The organism is Streptomyces sp. TRM64462 (assembly GCF_013362995.1).
GTDB lineage: Bacteria > Actinomycetota > Actinomycetes > Streptomycetales > Streptomycetaceae > Streptomyces.
The window spans coordinates 1-15,744 of record NZ_JABWDV010000402.1 but is presented as its reverse complement, the minus strand read 5'-3'; the positions used below and the strand labels follow the sequence as shown (position 1 = coordinate 15,744).

General features: G+C 72.3%; 16 protein-coding genes. 3 read left to right on the top strand and 13 right to left on the bottom strand.

Going from position 1 to position 15,744, the window contains the following annotated elements; all coding sequences use genetic code 11:
• Nucleotides 1–209 precede the first annotated feature (209 nt).
• From gatB to HTZ82_RS23950, 9 genes are all read right to left on the bottom strand, one after another.
• Nucleotides 210–1,724: an Asp-tRNA(Asn)/Glu-tRNA(Gln) amidotransferase subunit GatB gene (gene gatB / locus HTZ82_RS23990; protein ID WP_175411496.1), complete on the bottom strand. Its 1,515-nt coding sequence runs from the start codon at nt 1,722–1,724 to the stop codon at nt 210–212.
• A gap of 16 nt (nt 1,725–1,740) precedes the next feature.
• Entirely contained in the window at nt 1,741–1,980 is a 240-nt protein-coding gene (locus tag HTZ82_RS23985; protein WP_175411495.1) for a hypothetical protein, read from the bottom strand.
• Entirely contained in the window at nt 1,977–3,476 is a 1,500-nt protein-coding gene (gene gatA / locus HTZ82_RS23980) for an Asp-tRNA(Asn)/Glu-tRNA(Gln) amidotransferase subunit GatA (protein ID WP_375540854.1), read from the bottom strand. The genes HTZ82_RS23985 and gatA overlap by 4 nt, the downstream gene beginning before the upstream one ends.
• Nucleotides 3,477–3,481: 5 nt before the next feature.
• Complete coding sequence (gatC, locus tag HTZ82_RS23975) at nt 3,482–3,778, bottom strand: Asp-tRNA(Asn)/Glu-tRNA(Gln) amidotransferase subunit GatC (RefSeq protein ID WP_175411494.1); 297 nt, start codon at nt 3,776–3,778, stop codon at nt 3,482–3,484.
• A gap of 231 nt (nt 3,779–4,009) precedes the next feature.
• Nucleotides 4,010–6,136, bottom strand: coding sequence for a bifunctional diguanylate cyclase/phosphodiesterase (locus HTZ82_RS23970; protein ID WP_175411493.1), 2,127 nt, complete (start codon nt 6,134–6,136; stop codon nt 4,010–4,012).
• A 228-nt stretch (nt 6,137–6,364) separates the two neighbouring features.
• Nucleotides 6,365–8,587, bottom strand: a complete 2,223-nt coding sequence (gene ligA, locus HTZ82_RS23965; protein ID WP_309235653.1) for an NAD-dependent DNA ligase LigA — start codon at nt 8,585–8,587, stop codon at nt 6,365–6,367.
• Nucleotides 8,588–8,600: 13 nt separating this feature from the next.
• Nucleotides 8,601–9,614: a methionine synthase gene (locus HTZ82_RS23960; protein ID WP_175411492.1), complete on the bottom strand. Its 1,014-nt coding sequence runs from the start codon at nt 9,612–9,614 to the stop codon at nt 8,601–8,603.
• Nucleotides 9,615–9,742: 128 nt separating this feature from the next.
• On the bottom strand, nt 9,743–10,432 hold the full coding sequence (locus tag HTZ82_RS23955) for an SDR family oxidoreductase (RefSeq protein ID WP_175411491.1): 690 nt from the start codon (nt 10,430–10,432) through the stop codon (nt 9,743–9,745).
• 30 nt (nt 10,433–10,462) lie between these two features.
• A complete protein-coding gene (locus tag HTZ82_RS23950) occupies nt 10,463–11,002 on the bottom strand; it encodes a TIGR00730 family Rossman fold protein (RefSeq protein ID WP_175411490.1) in 540 nt (179 codons plus the stop codon).
• Nucleotides 11,003–11,052: 50 nt separating this feature from the next.
• Here HTZ82_RS23950 and HTZ82_RS23945 point away from each other — a divergent pair, with 50 nt between their 5' ends.
• Nucleotides 11,053–11,388, top strand: coding sequence for a DUF427 domain-containing protein (locus tag HTZ82_RS23945; protein WP_175411489.1), 336 nt, complete (start codon nt 11,053–11,055; stop codon nt 11,386–11,388).
• 31 nt (nt 11,389–11,419) lie between these two features.
• Here HTZ82_RS23945 and mnmA read toward each other — a convergent pair whose 3' ends face one another.
• Nucleotides 11,420–12,562, bottom strand: a complete 1,143-nt coding sequence (gene mnmA, locus HTZ82_RS23940) for a tRNA 2-thiouridine(34) synthase MnmA (protein ID WP_175411488.1) — start codon at nt 12,560–12,562, stop codon at nt 11,420–11,422.
• Nucleotides 12,563–12,623: 61 nt separating this feature from the next.
• On the opposite strand from mnmA, the gene HTZ82_RS23935 reads away from it, so the two are divergent.
• Nucleotides 12,624–13,334 (top strand): N-acetylmuramoyl-L-alanine amidase, encoded by a 711-nt coding sequence (locus HTZ82_RS23935; protein ID WP_175411487.1) that lies wholly within the window; start codon nt 12,624–12,626, stop codon nt 13,332–13,334.
• Here HTZ82_RS23935 and HTZ82_RS23930 read toward each other — a convergent pair.
• From HTZ82_RS23930 to HTZ82_RS23920, 3 genes are all read right to left on the bottom strand, one after another.
• Nucleotides 13,327–14,490 (bottom strand): cysteine desulfurase family protein, encoded by a 1,164-nt coding sequence (locus tag HTZ82_RS23930; RefSeq protein WP_175411486.1) that lies wholly within the window; start codon nt 14,488–14,490, stop codon nt 13,327–13,329. The two genes, HTZ82_RS23935 and HTZ82_RS23930, sit on opposite strands and share 8 nt — an antisense overlap.
• A gap of 101 nt (nt 14,491–14,591) precedes the next feature.
• Entirely contained in the window at nt 14,592–14,909 is a 318-nt protein-coding gene (locus HTZ82_RS23925) for a DUF4190 domain-containing protein (RefSeq protein WP_175411485.1), read from the bottom strand.
• Between the two features lie 14 nt (nt 14,910–14,923).
• Nucleotides 14,924–15,085, bottom strand: a complete 162-nt coding sequence (locus HTZ82_RS23920) for a hypothetical protein (RefSeq protein ID WP_175411484.1) — start codon at nt 15,083–15,085, stop codon at nt 14,924–14,926.
• Between the two features lie 105 nt (nt 15,086–15,190).
• Between HTZ82_RS23920 and HTZ82_RS23915 the strand changes: the two genes are divergently transcribed.
• Nucleotides 15,191–15,744 (top strand): TetR family transcriptional regulator (locus HTZ82_RS23915; RefSeq protein ID WP_175411483.1); only part of this gene is annotated, 554 nt, incomplete at its 3' end.

The window sequence follows — 15,744 nt, the reverse complement described above, 5'->3', positions numbered from 1 at the left end:
GCTCCCTGAGGGGTTCGTGGTTCTGGGCCGGGAACCTCCCGGAAGAACACATGACCTATGGGCAGAACTCTGACAGCGAAAAGAGATCCTTTGCCCCTTTCGTGGGCTTACTCACAGCTCCGGATGGAGGCGCGGGAAGCACGGCGGCGCGGGAAGCACCGAGGGCGGTGCGCCGGAGTCCGGTGCACCGCCCTCATGCGTACGGGGTCTCAGCCCTCGCTGACGCCCAGCTTCTCCAGGATCAGCTCGCGCACGCGCGCCGCGTCCGCCTGGCCACGGGTGGCCTTCATCACCGCGCCGACGAGCGCGCCCGCCGCCGCGACCTTGCCGCCGCGGATCTTGTCCGCGATGGCCGCGTTGCCCGCGATGGCCTCGTCAACGGCGGCGCCCAGCGCGCCCTCGTCGGACACGACCTTCAGGCCGCGCTTCTCGACGACCGTGTCCGGGTCGCCCTCACCGGCCAGCACGCCCTCGATGACCTGGCGGGCCAGCTTGTCGTTGAGGTCGCCGGACGCGACGAGCTCGGTGACCCGGGCGACCTGCGCCGGCGTGATCGCCAGCTCGTCCAGGGCCGTGCCGGACTCGTTGGCCTGCCGGGACAGCTCGCCCATCCACCACTTGCGGGCCTGGTCGGCCGGGGCGCCCGCGTCGATCGTGGCGACGATCAGGTCGATGGCGCCGGCGTTGAGGATGGACTGCATGTCGAGCGCCGAGATGCCCCACTCCTCGCGCAGCCGGTTGCGGCGCAGGCGCGGCAGCTCGGGCAGGTCGGCGCGGAGCTTCTCGACCCACTCGCGGGACGGGGCGACCGGCACCAGGTCGGGCTCCGGGAAGTACCGGTAGTCCTCGGCCTCCTCCTTCACACGGCCGGACGTGGTCGAACCGTCGTCCTCGTGGAAGTGGCGGGTCTCCTGGATGATCGTGCCGCCGCCGACGAGGACCGCGGCGTGCCGCTGGATCTCGTAGCGGACGGCCCGCTCGACGGACCGGAGCGAGTTGACGTTCTTGGTCTCGCTGCGGGTGCCGAACTTCTCCGTGCCGATGGGGCGCAGCGACAGGTTCACGTCGCAGCGCATCTGGCCCATCTCCATACGGGCCTCGGACACGCCGAGGGCGCGGATGAGGGCGCGCAGCTCGGCGACGTACGCCTTGGCGACCTCGGGGGCCCGGTCGCCGGCGCCGACGATCGGCTTGGTGACGATCTCGATGAGCGGGATGCCCGCTCGGTTGTAGTCGAGGAGGGAGTGCTGTGCGCCGTGGATACGGCCGGTGGCGCCGCCGACGTGGGTCGACTTGCCGGTGTCCTCCTCCATGTGGGCGCGCTCGATCTCGACGCGGAAGACCTCCCCGTCCTCCAGCTGGACGTCCAGGTAGCCGTTGAAGGCGATGGGCTCGTCGTACTGGGAGGTCTGGAAGTTCTTCGGCATGTCCGGATAGAAGTAATTCTTCCGGGCGAAGCGGCACCATTCGGCGATCTCGCAGTTCAGGGCGAGGCCGATCTTGATGGCGGACTCGACGCCGGTCGCGTTGACGACCGGGAGCGCGCCGGGCATGCCGAGGCAGACCGGGCAGGTCTGGGTGTTCGGGTCCGCGCCCAGCTCGGTGGAGCAGCCGCAGAACATCTTGGTCTTGGTGCCGAGTTCGACGTGCACCTCCAGGCCCATGACGGGCTCGAAGGTGGCGAGGGCGTCCTCGTACGACACCAGGTCAGGCGTGACGGTCACGGTGAAACTTTCCCTCTCAGCCGAACAGGACGTCGTCGTCACCGATGCGCTTCAGCTCGCGCACCAGGATGGCGAGGCCGGTGACGATGGCAGCGGCGGACACGACGGCGTCCACGAGCTGCAGCGTGTCGTGCTCGGAGCGGGCCTTGCGGGCCTGCTTGATCACGCTCAGCGCGCCGAACGCGGTGGTGCCGATGGACAGGTAGGTACCGGTCTTCGACTTCTTGAAGCCCTTGGCCTTGGTCAGTGCGCTCACAGCGACGGAGCCTCCTCAAGGAGCGGGTGGCCCCAGCGTGCCACGAAGGCGGCCTCGACGGCGGCGCCCACCTTGTAGAGGCGGTCGTCCTTCAGGGCGGGGGCGATGATCTGCAGGCCGACCGGCAGCCTGTCCTCGGGCGCGAGGCCGCACGGAAGCGACATGGCGGCGTTGCCGGCCAGGTTGGTCGGGATGGTGCAGAGGTCGGCCAGGTACATGGCCATCGGGTCGTCGGCGCGCTCGCCGATCGGGAAGGCGGTGGTGGGCGTCGTCGGCGAGACGATGACGTCGACCTGCTCGAAGGCCTTCTCGAAGTCGCGCGTGATGAGCGTGCGGACCTTCTGCGCGGAGCCGTAGTACGCGTCGTAGTAGCCGGAGCTGAGGGCGTACGTGCCGAGCATGATGCGGCGCTTGACCTCGTCGCCGAAGCCGGCCTCGCGGGTGAGCGAGGTGACCTCCTCGGCGGAGCGCGTGCCGTCGTCGCCGGTCCGCAGGCCGTAGCGCAGGCCGTCGAAGCGGGCGAGGTTGGAGGAGCACTCGGACGGTGCGATCAGGTAGTACGCGGAGAGCGCGAGGTCGAAGGACGGGCAGTCCAGCTCGACGATCTCGGCGCCCAGCTCCTTCAGCAGCTCGACGGACTCGTCGAACCGCTGGAGGACGCCGGCCTGGTAGCCCTCGCCGCGGAACTGCTTGACGACACCGACCCGCATGCCCTGGACGCTGCCGTTGCGGGCGGCCTCGACGACCGGCGGGACGGGCGCGTCGATGGACGTGGAGTCCATCGGGTCGTGGCCGGCGATGGCCTCGTGCAGGAGGGCCGCGTCGAGGACCGTACGGGCGCAGGGGCCGCCCTGGTCGAGGGAGGAGGAGAACGCCACCATGCCGTACCGGGACACGCCGCCGTAGGTCGGCTTGACGCCGACCGTGCCGGTGACGGCGGCGGGCTGGCGGATGGAGCCGCCCGTGTCGGTGCCGATGGCGAGCGGGGCCTCGTACGCGGCGAGCGCGGCGGACGAGCCGCCGCCGGAGCCGCCGGGGATCCGGGTGAGGTCCCAGGGGTTGCCGGTCGGGCCGTAGGCGCTGTTCTCGGTGCTGGACCCCATGGCGAACTCGTCCATGTTGGTCTTGCCGAGGATGACGATGTCGGCGGCGCGCAGTTTCTTGACGAGCGTCGCGTCGTACGGCGGGCGCCAGCCTTCGAGGATCTTGGAGCCGACGGTGGTCGGCATGTCCTGGGTGGTGAAGATGTCCTTGAGGGCGAGCGGCACGCCCGCGAGCGGGCCGAGCTTCTCGCCGCGCTCGCGCTTCTCGTCGACGGCGCGGGCCTGGGCGAGTGCGCCTTCGCGGTCGATGTGCAGGAAGGCGTTGACCTTCTCGTCGACGGCGGCGATGCGCGCGAGGTGGGCCTCGGCGACCTCGACGGCGGTGAGCTCGCCGGAGGCGATCTTCGCCGCGATCTCGGCGGCGGTGAGCTTGATGATGGTGCTGTCCGTCATGTCGGTCAGTCCTCCCCCAGGATCTGCGGCACCTTGAAACGCTGCTGCTCCTGGGCAGGGGCACCGGAGAGCGCCTGCTCGGGGGTGAGCGATGAACGGACCTCGTCCGCGCGCATGACGTTCGTCAGCGGCAGCGGGTGGGAGGTCGGCGGGACGTCTTGGTCGGCGACCTCGGAGACGCGGGCGACCGCGCCGATGATGTCGTCGAGCTGTCCGGCGAAGTGGTCGAGCTCGTCGCCGGACAGCTCCAGACGTGCCAGCCGGGCGAGGTGGGCGACCTCCTCGCGCGTGATGCCAGGCATGCAGCGATCCTCAGGGGTGAGTGTGTGGATTTTGGCCCAATCCTATGGGGCCCGGCCCCATGCCCGTGAAACGGTTTGCCCCCGGGGACCGCCCACCTCCGCACGCCGCGTCCCGCTGCGCGCACGGTGCCGCCGTTTCGCTGTGGGCATGCGTTCCGCCAAGGGCGGAACGGGTGGGCACAGCGGAACGGCCCGCCGGGCCTGACGGCTCCACTCCGGGCCCGCACCCTCCTACGTGACCGTCTGGCCCGACGGCTCGTCCGACGGGGACGGCGGCAGTGCCGCGGCCGGGCGGTGCCAGCCGCGTTCGCCGCGGGCGCGGAGCCACGCCGTGGTCTCGCCCGGCGGCATCGCGGCCGCGACCAGCCAGCCCTGGACGGCGTCGCAGCCCAGGTCCCGCAGCCGCTCCCACGTCTCGTCGTCCTCCACGCCCTCGGCGACGACGAGAAGGCCCAGCGAGTGGGCGAGGTCGACGGTGCAGCGCACGATCTCGGCGTCCTCCGTGTCCACCGCGAGGCGGGCGACGAACGACCGGTCGATCTTCAGTTCGCTCACGGGCAGCCGCCGCAGATGCACCAGCGACGAGTAGCCGGTGCCGAAGTCGTCCAGGGACATCTTCACGCCGTGCCCGGTGAGCCCCGCGAGGGTGTCCGCGGCTCGCTGCGGGTCCTCCAGCAGGACGTGTTCCGTTATCTCCAGCTGGAGGGCCCCCGCCGGTACCCCGTGCCGCGCGAGCCGCGCCGCGACGGCGCCCGCGAACCCGGGGCTGTGGACGTCGCGCGGCGACACGTTCACCGCGACCGGCACGTCGAGCCCCTGGGCACGCCACCGGGCGACCTGCCCCAGGGCCGTCTCCAGGACGTACTCGGTGAGGTGCGGCATCAGCCCGGAGGACTCGGCGATGGCGATGAACTCGTCCGGCGGCACCTTGCCGCGCTCCGGGTGGACCCAGCGCACCAGCGCCTCCAGCCCGGCGACGTGCCCGTCGAAGCGGACCTTCGGCTGGTAGTGCAGTTCGACCTCGCCGGCGTCGAGTGCGCGCCGCAGGTCGCCGAGGAGGCCGAGCCGGTCGGGGGTGTTGGAGTCGCGCTTGGACTCGTACACCTCGACGCCCGTGCGGTCCCGCTTCGCCTGGTACATGGCGACGTCGGCGCGCTGGAGCAGGCCCTCGGCGTCGAGGGCGTGGTCGGGGAAGACTGCGACGCCCGCGCTGGCCTCCAGGACGAGCGTGAGCCCGTCGAGGTCGAGCGGCGACGACAGCTCGGCGGCGAGGTGCCGGGCGACGCGCTGGGCGCTGGTGGTGGAGTCGGCGGTGGGGAGGAGCACGGCGAACTCGTCGCCGCCGAGGCGCGCGGCCTCGGCGCCGCGGGGCAGGGCGAGGCGGAGCCGCTCGGCGATCTGGAGGAGCAGCCGGTCGCCCGCCAGGTGGCCGAGGGTGTCGTTGACCGACCGGAAACGGTCGAGGTCGATCAGGACGAGCGCGGTGCGGACGCCGTCGGCCTCGGCGGCCTCCAGGGCGGTCCAGGTGCGTTCGAGGAGCCACTGCCGGTTGGGGAGCCCCGTGAGCGGGTCGCGGAGCTGTTCCTCGGCGCGGGCGCGGGCGATCCACAGCGTGGAGTCGAGGGCGATTAAAGGGACCGCGAACAGCGGCAGCAGCACGGGCAGGGAGACGGCGACGACGCAGATGAGCGGTGCGATGCCGAGCAGGGCGACGGCGACGAGGCCCTGGCGGAGGAGTGCGGTGCGGGCGGCGGTGGGCAGACCGCCGGAGGGCGGGGCCAGCGTGTACCACAGGACCAGCCGGGTCACCACCAGGTAGGTGCCGGCGGCGAGCGCGACCTCCGGTACGGCGGCGATCCCCCATTCGAGGGGTTCCCAGGGCCGTTCGACGGACGGGACGTCGCCGAAGGCGGCGAGGACGAGTGCGGCGGCGCCGATGCCGAGGACGTCGGCGGCGCCGTGCAGGAGGCCCTGCCGCCAGCGGTGCCTGCGGGCGGCGCCGACGAGGACGACGACGGCGAGGCTGACCAGGCCCGCGGGCACCCACCCGTACAGCAGGAGCACGGCGAGCGTGAGGGCGGCGCCGGAGCCGGTGCCGCCCCACCAGCGGTCGCGGCCGAGTGCGACGAGATGGCCGACGACGATGCCGGTGAGGACGGCGAGGGACCAGCCGGTGGTGCCGCCGGGGAAGAGCGCGTGCCCGTTGTCCACGGCCTGGTAGAAGCCGGTCGTGAGGGCGACTCCGGCGAGAGTCACGACGATGACGGGCAGGCGGGCGACGAGGCCCGCGCAGGCCGCCGTGACGGCCGCGTACGGACGCGCCCGTGCGACCGGGTCGGCACTCTCGGTCGGTTTCATTCCGTCCCTCTCACAGCCGGCGGTGCCGTTGCCTCGTGATGGCCTGTTGTCATGCCACCACGACTGGAATGCCCCAACGCAGCCGTGCACGACAGGCGCACGTCTCAACAGTAGGCCGCGGAAGGCTTCCACGGGCAGCGCTCTACAGCTCTTGCCCGAATGCGACCCGGCCACCCTTATCCATCTGGTATGCGCTGAACGGGTGACATTTTCCGGCCGTTTCCCGCGCTACTGTTCGGCCGGTTCGGCCGGTTCGGCTGCCAGGGCTGCTTCGCGGGCGGCGTCGGGGCCCTGTTCCAGCAGGACGACGAAGCCGTCCTCGTCGAGAACCGGAACCTTCGCCTGCATGGCCTTGTCGTACTTGGAGCCCGGGTTCTCACCGACCACCACGAAGGACGTCTTCTTGGAAACGGAACCGGTCACCTTGGCTCCCTGGCTCTGGAGCGCTTCTTTCGCGCCGTCCCGTGTGTAGTTCTGCAGCGTGCCGGTCACGACGACCGTGAGCCCCTCCAGGGGGCGCGGGCCCTCTTCCTCGCCGGTGCTCTCCTCCTCCATCCGGACGCCGGCGGCCCGCCATTTGCGCAGGATCTCGCGGTGCCAGTCCTCCGCGAACCACTGCTTGAGCGAGGCGGCGATGACCCCGCCGACGCCCTCGACGGCGGCCAGCTCCTCCTCGGTGGCCTGTTCGATGCGGTCGACGGAGCGGAATTCTCGGGCGAGCGCCTCGGCCGCGACCGGCCCGACGTGGCGGATCGACAGGGCCGTCAGGACCCGGGCGAGGGGGCGCTGCTTGGCCTCCTCGATGTTCCGCAGCATCGCCTGGGCGTTCTTCTTCAGCTCGCCCTTCTGGTTGGCGAAGACCGTGACGACCTTCTCCTCGCCGGTCTTGGGGTCGCGCTTGGGCAGGCCGCTGTCCTGGTCCAGGACGTACGCCTTGATGTGCCGCAGCTTCTCGGGGTCCAGGTCGAACAGGTCGCCCTCGTCGACGATCGGCGGCTCGGCCGGCTCCAGCGGCCGCGTGAGCGCGGCGGCCGCCACGTATCCGAAGTTCTCGATGTCGAACGCCCTGCGCCCGCCGAGGTAGAACAGCCGTTCCCGCAGCTGGGCGGGGCAGGTGCGGCTGTTGGGGCAGCGCAGGTCTACGTCGCCCTCCTTCATGGGCTTCAGTTTCGTCCCGCACTCGGGGCACTGCGCCGGCATGACGAACTCGCGCTCGCTGCCGTCCCGCAGGTCCACGACGGGGCCGAGGATCTCCGGGATGACGTCGCCGGCCTTGCGCAGCACGACGGTGTCGCCGATGAGGACGCCCTTGGCCTTCACCACGTCCTGGTTGTGGAGCGTCGCGAACTCCACCTCGGAGCCGGCCACGGTCACCGGCTCCACGTGCGCGTACGGCGTCACCCGGCCCGTACGGCCCACGCCGACGCGGATGTCGATCAGCTTGGTGTTGACCTCCTCCGGCGCGTACTTGTACGCGATGGCCCAGCGCGGCGCGCGGGAGGTGGAGCCGAGCCGCCCCTGGAGGCGGATCTCGTCGAGTTTGACGACGACGCCGTCGATCTCGTGCTCCACCGAGTGCCGGTGCTCACCGAAGTACGCGATGAACTCCCGTACGCCGTCGAGGCCGTCCACGACCTTGTTGTGCCGGGCGGTCGGCAGGCCCCACGCGCGCAGCAGGCCGTAGGCCTCGGAGAGGCGGTCGATGTGCAGGCCCGTGTGCGCGCCGATGCCGTGCACGACCATGTGCAGCGGGCGCGTGGCGGTGATCCGCGGGTCCTTCTGGCGGAGCGAACCGGCGGCGGCGTTGCGCGGGTTGGCGAAGGGCTTGTCGCCCGCGGCCACCAGACGCGTGTTCAGCTCCTCGAACTTCTCCATCGGAAAGTAGACCTCGCCGCGGATCTCGACGAGATCGGGGATGTGGTCGCCCTTGAGGCGGTCCGGGATGTCGGAGATCGTCCGTACGTTGGGGGTGATGTCCTCACCGGTGCGGCCGTCACCGCGGGTCGCCGCGCGGGTGAGCCGGCCCTTCTCGTACGTGAGGTTCACGGCCAGGCCGTCGACCTTGAGCTCGCACAGGAAGTGGTGGTCGGGCGTGCCGACGTCGCGCGCGACGCGCTCGGCCCAGGCGGCCAGCTCCTCGTCGTCGAAGGCGTTGTCCAGGGACAGCATCCGCTCGCGGTGCTGGACGGCCGTGAACTCCGTCTCGTACGCGCCGGCCACCTTCTGTGTGGGCGAGTCGGGGGTGCGCAGCTCCGCGTACTCGTCCTCCAGCTTCTCCAGCGAGCGGAGCAGCTTGTCGAACTCGGCGTCGCTGATGACCGGCTGGTCCTTCACGTAGTACCGGAAGCGGTGCTCCTCGACCTGCTCGGCGAGCTGGGCGTGGCGCTCGCGCGCCTCCGCCGGCACCACGTCGCCACCGTGCCCGTGCTGACCGTCCTGTTCGACCGCCACGTCGATCCTCCCGTTACTCAGGGTTGTCCGCGAGGGACTTCGCCGCCTTCACACAGTGCGCCAGCGCGCGGCGGGCGTAGTCGGGCGAGGCGCCCGCGAGCCCGCAGGCGGGAGTGATCACCAGGGACTCCGCGAGAGTCCCCGGTCGCAGCCCCAGCCTGCGCCACAGCGTTCTGACACCCATGACGCTACCGGCAGGGTCTGACAACGGGCGGTCGGTGGAGGGCACCACACCGGCGAAGAGCCGTGTGCCGCCTTCGACGGCCTCCCCGATCGCCTCTTCGTCACGTTCCGTGAGCAGGCTGAAATCGAACGAGACGGCTGCCGCGCCGGCTCGGCGGAGCAGCGCGAAGGGCACGCCGGGGGCGCAGGAGTGGACGACGGCCGGGACACCGGCGGCCGTGATCACGTCCCGCAGGGCGCTCTCCGCGACCTGGCGGTCGACGGCCCGGTGGGTGCGGTAGCCGCTGGCGGTCTTGACACGGCCCTGAAGGACGGCGGTGAGGGAGGGCTCGTCGAGCTGGAGGACGACGCGGGCGCCGGGCACCCGGCGCCGTACCTCCGCGAGGTGGGCGCGCAGCCCCTCCGCCAGGGAGGCGGCCAGGTCACGGCAGGCGCCGGGGTCGCCGAGGGAGGCCTCGCCGCCGCGCATCTCCAGGGCTGCGGCGAGCGTCCACGGGCCCACGGCCTGCACCTTCAGCAGGCCGTCGTAGTCCTGCGTGAACTCCTCCAGCGCGTCGAGGTCCTCGCCCATCCACGACCGGGCGCGGCGCGTGTCGCGCCCGGGCCGGTCGCTGATCCGCCAGCCGCTCGGCTCCACGTGCGCGTAGAGCTCGACGAGGAGCCCGACGGTGCGGCCGATCATGTCGGCGCCGGGGCCCCGGGCGGGCAGCTCCGGGAGGTGGACGAAGTCCTCGAAGGACCCGGTGACGGTCCTGGCGGCCTCGCGTGCGTCGCCGCCCGGCATCGACCCGACCCCGGTGGCCGGGCCCCAGCTGATGTCGTCGCTGTGGTTGTTGTCGCTCACCCGGGAAGGGTACGCGGCGGCGCCACGGCGCGGCCTAGGGAGTGTCCGGCGGATCATGCCGGCATCGCGGGACCTTCGCCTGGGCGGTTGGTGACCCCGCGGCCCAGGCATGATCCGCCGGACACGACCTAGCGTCCCGGGCGGACGGTCAGGTCGTTGACCTCGGCGTCGCGGGGCAGGTCGAGGGCCATGAGGATGGTCGTGGCCACCGACTCCGGGTCGATCCAGCGGGACGGGTCGTACTCCTTGCCCTCCTGCTGGTGGACCTTGGCCTGCATGGGGCTGGCGGTGCGGCCGGGGTAGACGGAGGTGACGCGGACGCCGTTGCCGTGCTCCTCCGCGCGCAGGGCGTCGGCGAGGGCCTTCAGGCCGTGCTTGGAGGCGGCGTACGCGGCCCAGTCGGCGTTGGCGTGGAGGCCGGCGCCGGAGTTGACGAAGAGGACGTGCCCCTGCGAGACGCGGAGCTGCGGCAGGAGCAGCCGGGTCAGCTCGGCGGGGGCGACGAGGTTCACGTCGAGCTGGCTCCGCCAGGCCTTCGGGGTGAGCTCGCCGACGGGGCCGAGGTCGACGACACCCGCGATGTGCAGCAGCGAGTCGACGCGGTCGGGAAGCGTCTGGTGGGAGAACGCCCAGGACAGCCGCTCCGGGTTGGCGAGGTCCCCGACGAGGGTGCGGGCGCCCGGGTAGGTGCCGGCCAGCTCCTTGGCGCGGCCGGCGTCACGGGCCATCAGGACGAGGTCGTCCCCGCGCGCGTGGAGCCGCCGTGCGACGGCCGCGCCGATGCCGGAGCCCGCGCCGGTGATCACATGTGTAGCCATACGGGCCATCCTCGCATCCGGCCGCCACGGTCAGCGGATGCCGCCCGCCTCCTCGATGTAGGCGAGCGCCGACACCCCGTCCTCGGCGAAGAACACCAGGTCGGCGAGGGGAAGCGGCAGGAAGCCCTCGGCCTCCATCCGGCGGAACTGCTCCTTCAACCCGTCGTAGAAACCCGCCGTGTTGAGCAGGACGACCGGCTTGGCGTGCAGGCCGTGCTTCTTCAGTTCCAGGATCTCGGTGGCCTCGTCGAGCGTTCCGGTGCCGCCGACCATGATGACGATCGCGTCGGCGCGCGCGAGCAGCTCCGCCTTGCGCTCGGCCAGGTCCTTGGTGACGACCATCTCGTGCGCGGAGGGGCGCGCCTTGTGCTGGAGGAACTCGACGGAGACGCCGCACAGGCGGCCGCCGGAGTCCTCGACGGCGTCCGCGACGACCTTCATCAGTCCGGCGTCGGAGCCGCCCCACACGAGCGTGTGACCGCCCTTGCCGAGCAGTTCCGCGAACTCGCGGGCGGGTCCTGTGTAGCGGTCGTCGAGGTCGGCGGCGGAGAGGAAGACGCAGATGTTCATGGCGCCACGGTACGGGGGAACACGGGCGGGGCGCTGTCCGTTGGGAGGGTATGACCGCATCGGGGCACCGCATCACCGTCGAACCGGCCGGCGAGCCGGTCCGCGTCGTGCGCGACGGCCAGGTCGTCGCGGAGTCGGACCGCGCCCTCGCCCTGCGCGAGACGGGATGCCGGATACGTCTCTATGTGCCGCCGGAGGACGTCCGGGTGGAGCTGCTGACGCCGTCCGACACGCGGACGTACTGCCCGTTCAAGGGCACGGCGTCCTACTGGTCGCTGCCGGGCCGGCCGGACGCGGTGTGGGCGTACCCCGACGCGAAGCCCGAAGTCGCCGCGATCGAGGGCCACTTCTGCTTCTACGACGAGGACGAGCGGGCCGGTCGCTGAGCGGCGGCCCGGCGCCTCCGTGCCCTGATCGTCAGGCCGTGGTGGTGGCCTCGGAGCGGCGGGTTGTCGTGGCGATGGTGGCGGAGCCGACGACGCGGGTGCCGTCGTACAGGACGATCGCCTGGCCGGGGGCCACGCCGCGGACCGGTTCCGTGAAGGCGACCTTCAGCTCGCCGTCCTCCAGGACCGCCGTGACCTCGGTCTCGCCGCCGTGGGCGCGGAGCTGGGCGGTGTACGTGCCGGGCCCCTCGGGGGCGCGGCCGCACCAGCGGGGCCTGATCGCGGTGAGGGCCACCACGTCGAGGGCCTCGGCGGGGCCCACGGTGACCGTGTTGTTCACGGGCGAGATGTCCAGGACGTAGCGCGGCTTGCCGTCGGGCGCGGGGTGGCCGATGCGCAGGCCCTTGCGCTGGCCGATGGTGAAGCCGTACGCGCCGTCGTGGCTGCCGATCCTGGCGCCGGACTCGTCGACGATGTCGCCCTCCGCCTTGCCCAGGCGGGAGGCGAGGAAGCCCTGGGTGTCGCCGTCGGCGATGAAGCAGATGTCGTGGCTGTCCGGCTTCTTCGCCACGGCCAGGCCGCGGCGCTCGGCCTCGGCACGGATCTCGTCCTTCGTCGTGACCGTGTCGCCCAGCGGGAACATGGCGTGGGCGAGCTGCTTCTCGTCCAGGACGCCGAGGACGTACGACTGGTCCTTGGCCATGTCGGAGGCTCGGTGCAGTTCGCGGCTGCCGTCGTCGAGCAGGACGACCTTGGCGTAGTGGCCGGTGCAGACCGCGTCGAAGCCGAGGGCGAGGGCCTTGTCGAGGAGCGCGGCGAACTTGATCTTCTCGTTGCAGCGCAGGCACGGGTTGGGCGTGCGGCCTGCCTCGTACTCGGCGATGAAGTCGTCGACGACGTCCTCGCGGAAGCGTTCCGCCAGGTCCCACACGTAGAAGGGGATGCCGATGACGTCGGCGGCGCGCCGGGCGTCGCGGGAGTCCTCGATGGTGCAGCAGCCGCGGGCGCCGGTGCGGAAGGACTGCGGGTTCGCCGAGAGCGCCAGGTGTACGCCCGTCACGTCGTGACCCGCCTCGGCGGCACGGGCGGCGGCGACGGCGGAGTCCACACCGCCGGACATGGCGGCGAGGACGCGGAGGGGGCGCGTGGGGTTCTCAGGCGGGGTCTCAGTCATAGCCCTACCAGGGTACGGGGCGGCGGGAACCGCGGTCGCCCGAGTAAGCGTTCAAGGTCACATGGGCAGTGATGAGAGCAGGCGGGTGGGGCGGCGGGCGCTGCTGATCGGTGGCGGCGCCGCCGTCGCGGGCGGGGTCGCGCTGGGGTGGGACGAGCTGCGGCGCGTGTGGTGGCGGCTGCCCGGCACGGAGAAGAAGCGTGTGGAGGGGGAGCTCGATCACGCGGGCGCGGTGTGGACGGCGGCGGCGCGGGCGAACTGGCGGCGGGCCGACCGGCCGGACGACTTCGGGATCGACCGCATCGTGATCCATGTGGTGCAGGGCAGTTACGCGACGGCGCTGCGGGTGTTCAAGAACCCGGGGCACGGGGCGGCCGCGCACTACGTGGTGGGCAAGGACGGGCGGATCGCGCAGATGATCCGGGAGCTGGACGTGGCGTTCCACGCCGGGAACCGGGGCATGAACGAGCGCAGCATCGGCATCGAGCACGAGGGCTTCGTGGACCGGCCGCAGGACTTCACGGCGGCGATGTACGAGTCGTCGGCGCGGCTGGCGGCGGACATATGCGCGCGGTACGGCATACCCGTGGACCGCGAGCACCTCATCGGCCATGTGGAGGTGGAGGGCACGGACCACACGGATCCGGGGCCGCACTGGGACTGGGACCGGTACATCAAGCTCGTACGGGAGGCGGCGGCGAAGCCGGCCACCCCGGGGCCGTCGTCCCCGGTGTCCCCGTCGTCCTCGGCCGGGGCTGCGGCGGCTAGCTGAGGCCGGCCGTCCGGGCGCGTTCCACGGCCGGGCCTATGGCCTTGGCGACGGCTTCGACGTCCGCGCGCGTGGAGGTGTGGCCGAGCGAGAAGCGGAGCGTGCCGCGGGCGAGCCGGGGGTCGGTTCCGGTGGCCAGCAGGACATGGCTGGGCTGGGCGACGCCCGCGGTGCAGGCGGAGCCGGTGGAGCACTCGATGCCCTGGGCGTCCAGCAGGAGCAGCAGCGAGTCGCCCTCGCAGCCGGGGAAGCTGAAGTGGGCGTTGGCGGGGAGCCGGTCGTCGGGGTCGCCGCCGAGTACGGCGTCCGGGACGGCCGTGCGGACGGCGTCGATCAGCGCGTCGCGCAGGGCGCCGACCTCGCGGGCGAACGCCTCGCGGCGCTCGGCGGCGAGGCGCCCGGCGACGGCGAAGGCGGCGACGGCCGGGACGTCGAGGGTGCCGGAGCGTACGTGGCGCTCCTGGCCGCCGCCGTGCAGCACGGGCACGGGGCTGTGGGCGCGGCCGAGGAGGAGCGCGCCGATGCCGTAGGGGCCGCCGATCTTGTGGCCGGACACGGTCATGGCGGCGAGCCCGGAGTCGGCGAAGGAGACCGGGAGCTGACCGAAGGCCTGGACGGCGTCGGAGTGCAGGGGTACGTCGAACTCCTGGGCCGCTGCGGCGAGTTCGCGGACCGGCAGGACGGTGCCGATCTCGTTGTTGGCCCACATGACGGTGGCGAGGGCGACGCTTCCGGGGTCGCGGGCGATGGCGTCGCGCAGGGCGTCGGGGTGTACGCGGCCGTACGCGTCGACGGGCAGGTACTCGACGGTGGCGCCCTCGTGGTCGCCGAGCCAGTGGACGGCGTCCAGGACGGCGTGGTGCTCGACGGGGCTGGCGAGGATCCGTACGCGGCGCGGGTCGGCGGCGCGGCGGGACCAGTACAGGCCCTTGACCGCGAGGTTGTCGGCCTCGGTGCCGCCGGAGGTGAACACGACCTCGCTGGGGCGGGCCCCGAGCGCTTCGGCGAGCGTCTCGCGGGCCTCCTCGACGGTGCGGCGGGCCCGGCGGCCGGCGGCGTGGAGGGAGGACGCGTTGCCGGTGGCGGCGAGCTGGCGGGTCATCGCCTCGATCGCCTCCGGCAGCATCGGAGTGGTCGCGGCGTGGTCGAGGTAAGCCATGGTGCCCCGATTCTACGAGGCGGGGGCGGGTCGGCGGCGGGCGCGTATCAGGCTCTTCGCCGGGCGCTGGGACGCGGGGCGCACGCGGGGCGCGACGCGGCCTAGCCGAGGCTCCAGGAGACGGTGCCGTTGAGGTGGACGAGCACGGCGAGGACGGTGAGGTCGGCGACGCCGAGGGCGAGGCCGAGGAGGGCGCGGCCGCGCCGTGCGGTGCGGGCGCGCAGGGCGAGGAGGGCGAGGCCGATGGCGACGGGGCCGAGGACGATGTTGAAGACGACGAGGCCGACGAGGCCGAGGACGAAGGCGGCGACGGCCATCCCGTCGGCGTCGCGACGGGCTTCGCGCCGGGCTTCGTTCCGGGCTTCGTTCCGGGCTTCGTGCCGGGCCTCGCGGGGTGCGCTGCGGGCGGTGAGTTCCATGGCGTGAGGGCTCCTCAGCTGGTGCGGCGCTTGCGGGCGAGGCGTTCGCGGGCGGCGAAGGCGACGAGCCAGGCGGCGATGACGGTGGCCGCGGCGGCCGTGACGGGGACCGGAGCGAGGGCGGCGGTGCCGAGCAGGGTGCCCAGGAGGAGCAGGGCGGCGACGAGGAAGAGCATCGGGTTGCCTCTCGGACGAATTGAGCTGACAACTGTGCACTGACTCATCAGTCTAGGGCGTGCGAGCACTGGATCCGTTCGGAGAACAGTTGTTTACTGCATGGCATGAGTCACACGCCGGGAGCGACGAGCGGAGTACGCCGGGCGCAGAAGCAGAAGACCCGTCAGGCGCTGCTGGACGCGGCTCTCGCGCTGCTGGAGGACCAGAGCCTCAGCAGCCTGGGCCTGCGGGAGGTGACACGCGCGGTGGGGATCGCGCCGACCGCGTTCTACCGGCACTTCCGTGACACGGCGGACCTCGGCGTCGCGCTGGTGGACGAGACGCTGGGCAGCCTGCACGGCCCGATCCGTACGACGCTCGCGACGACCGGGGGCAGCGAGGAGCGGATCGCGGGGACGGTGGAGCTGATCGCCGCGCTCGTACGGGACTTCCCGGCGCACGTGCGGTTCCTGGTCCGCGAACGGCACGGCGGCGTACGGGCGGTGCGGGACGCGATCGGCGGCCAACTGGACCGCTTCGCGAGCGAGGTGGCCGACGAACTGGCCCGCCTGCCGGAGTCGCGCGGCTGGCGGCGCGACGACCTGCTGATGCTGGCGGGCCTGTACGTGGACCTGATGGTGATGACCGCCTCGGCCTTCCTGGCGGCGGGCCCGGCCCC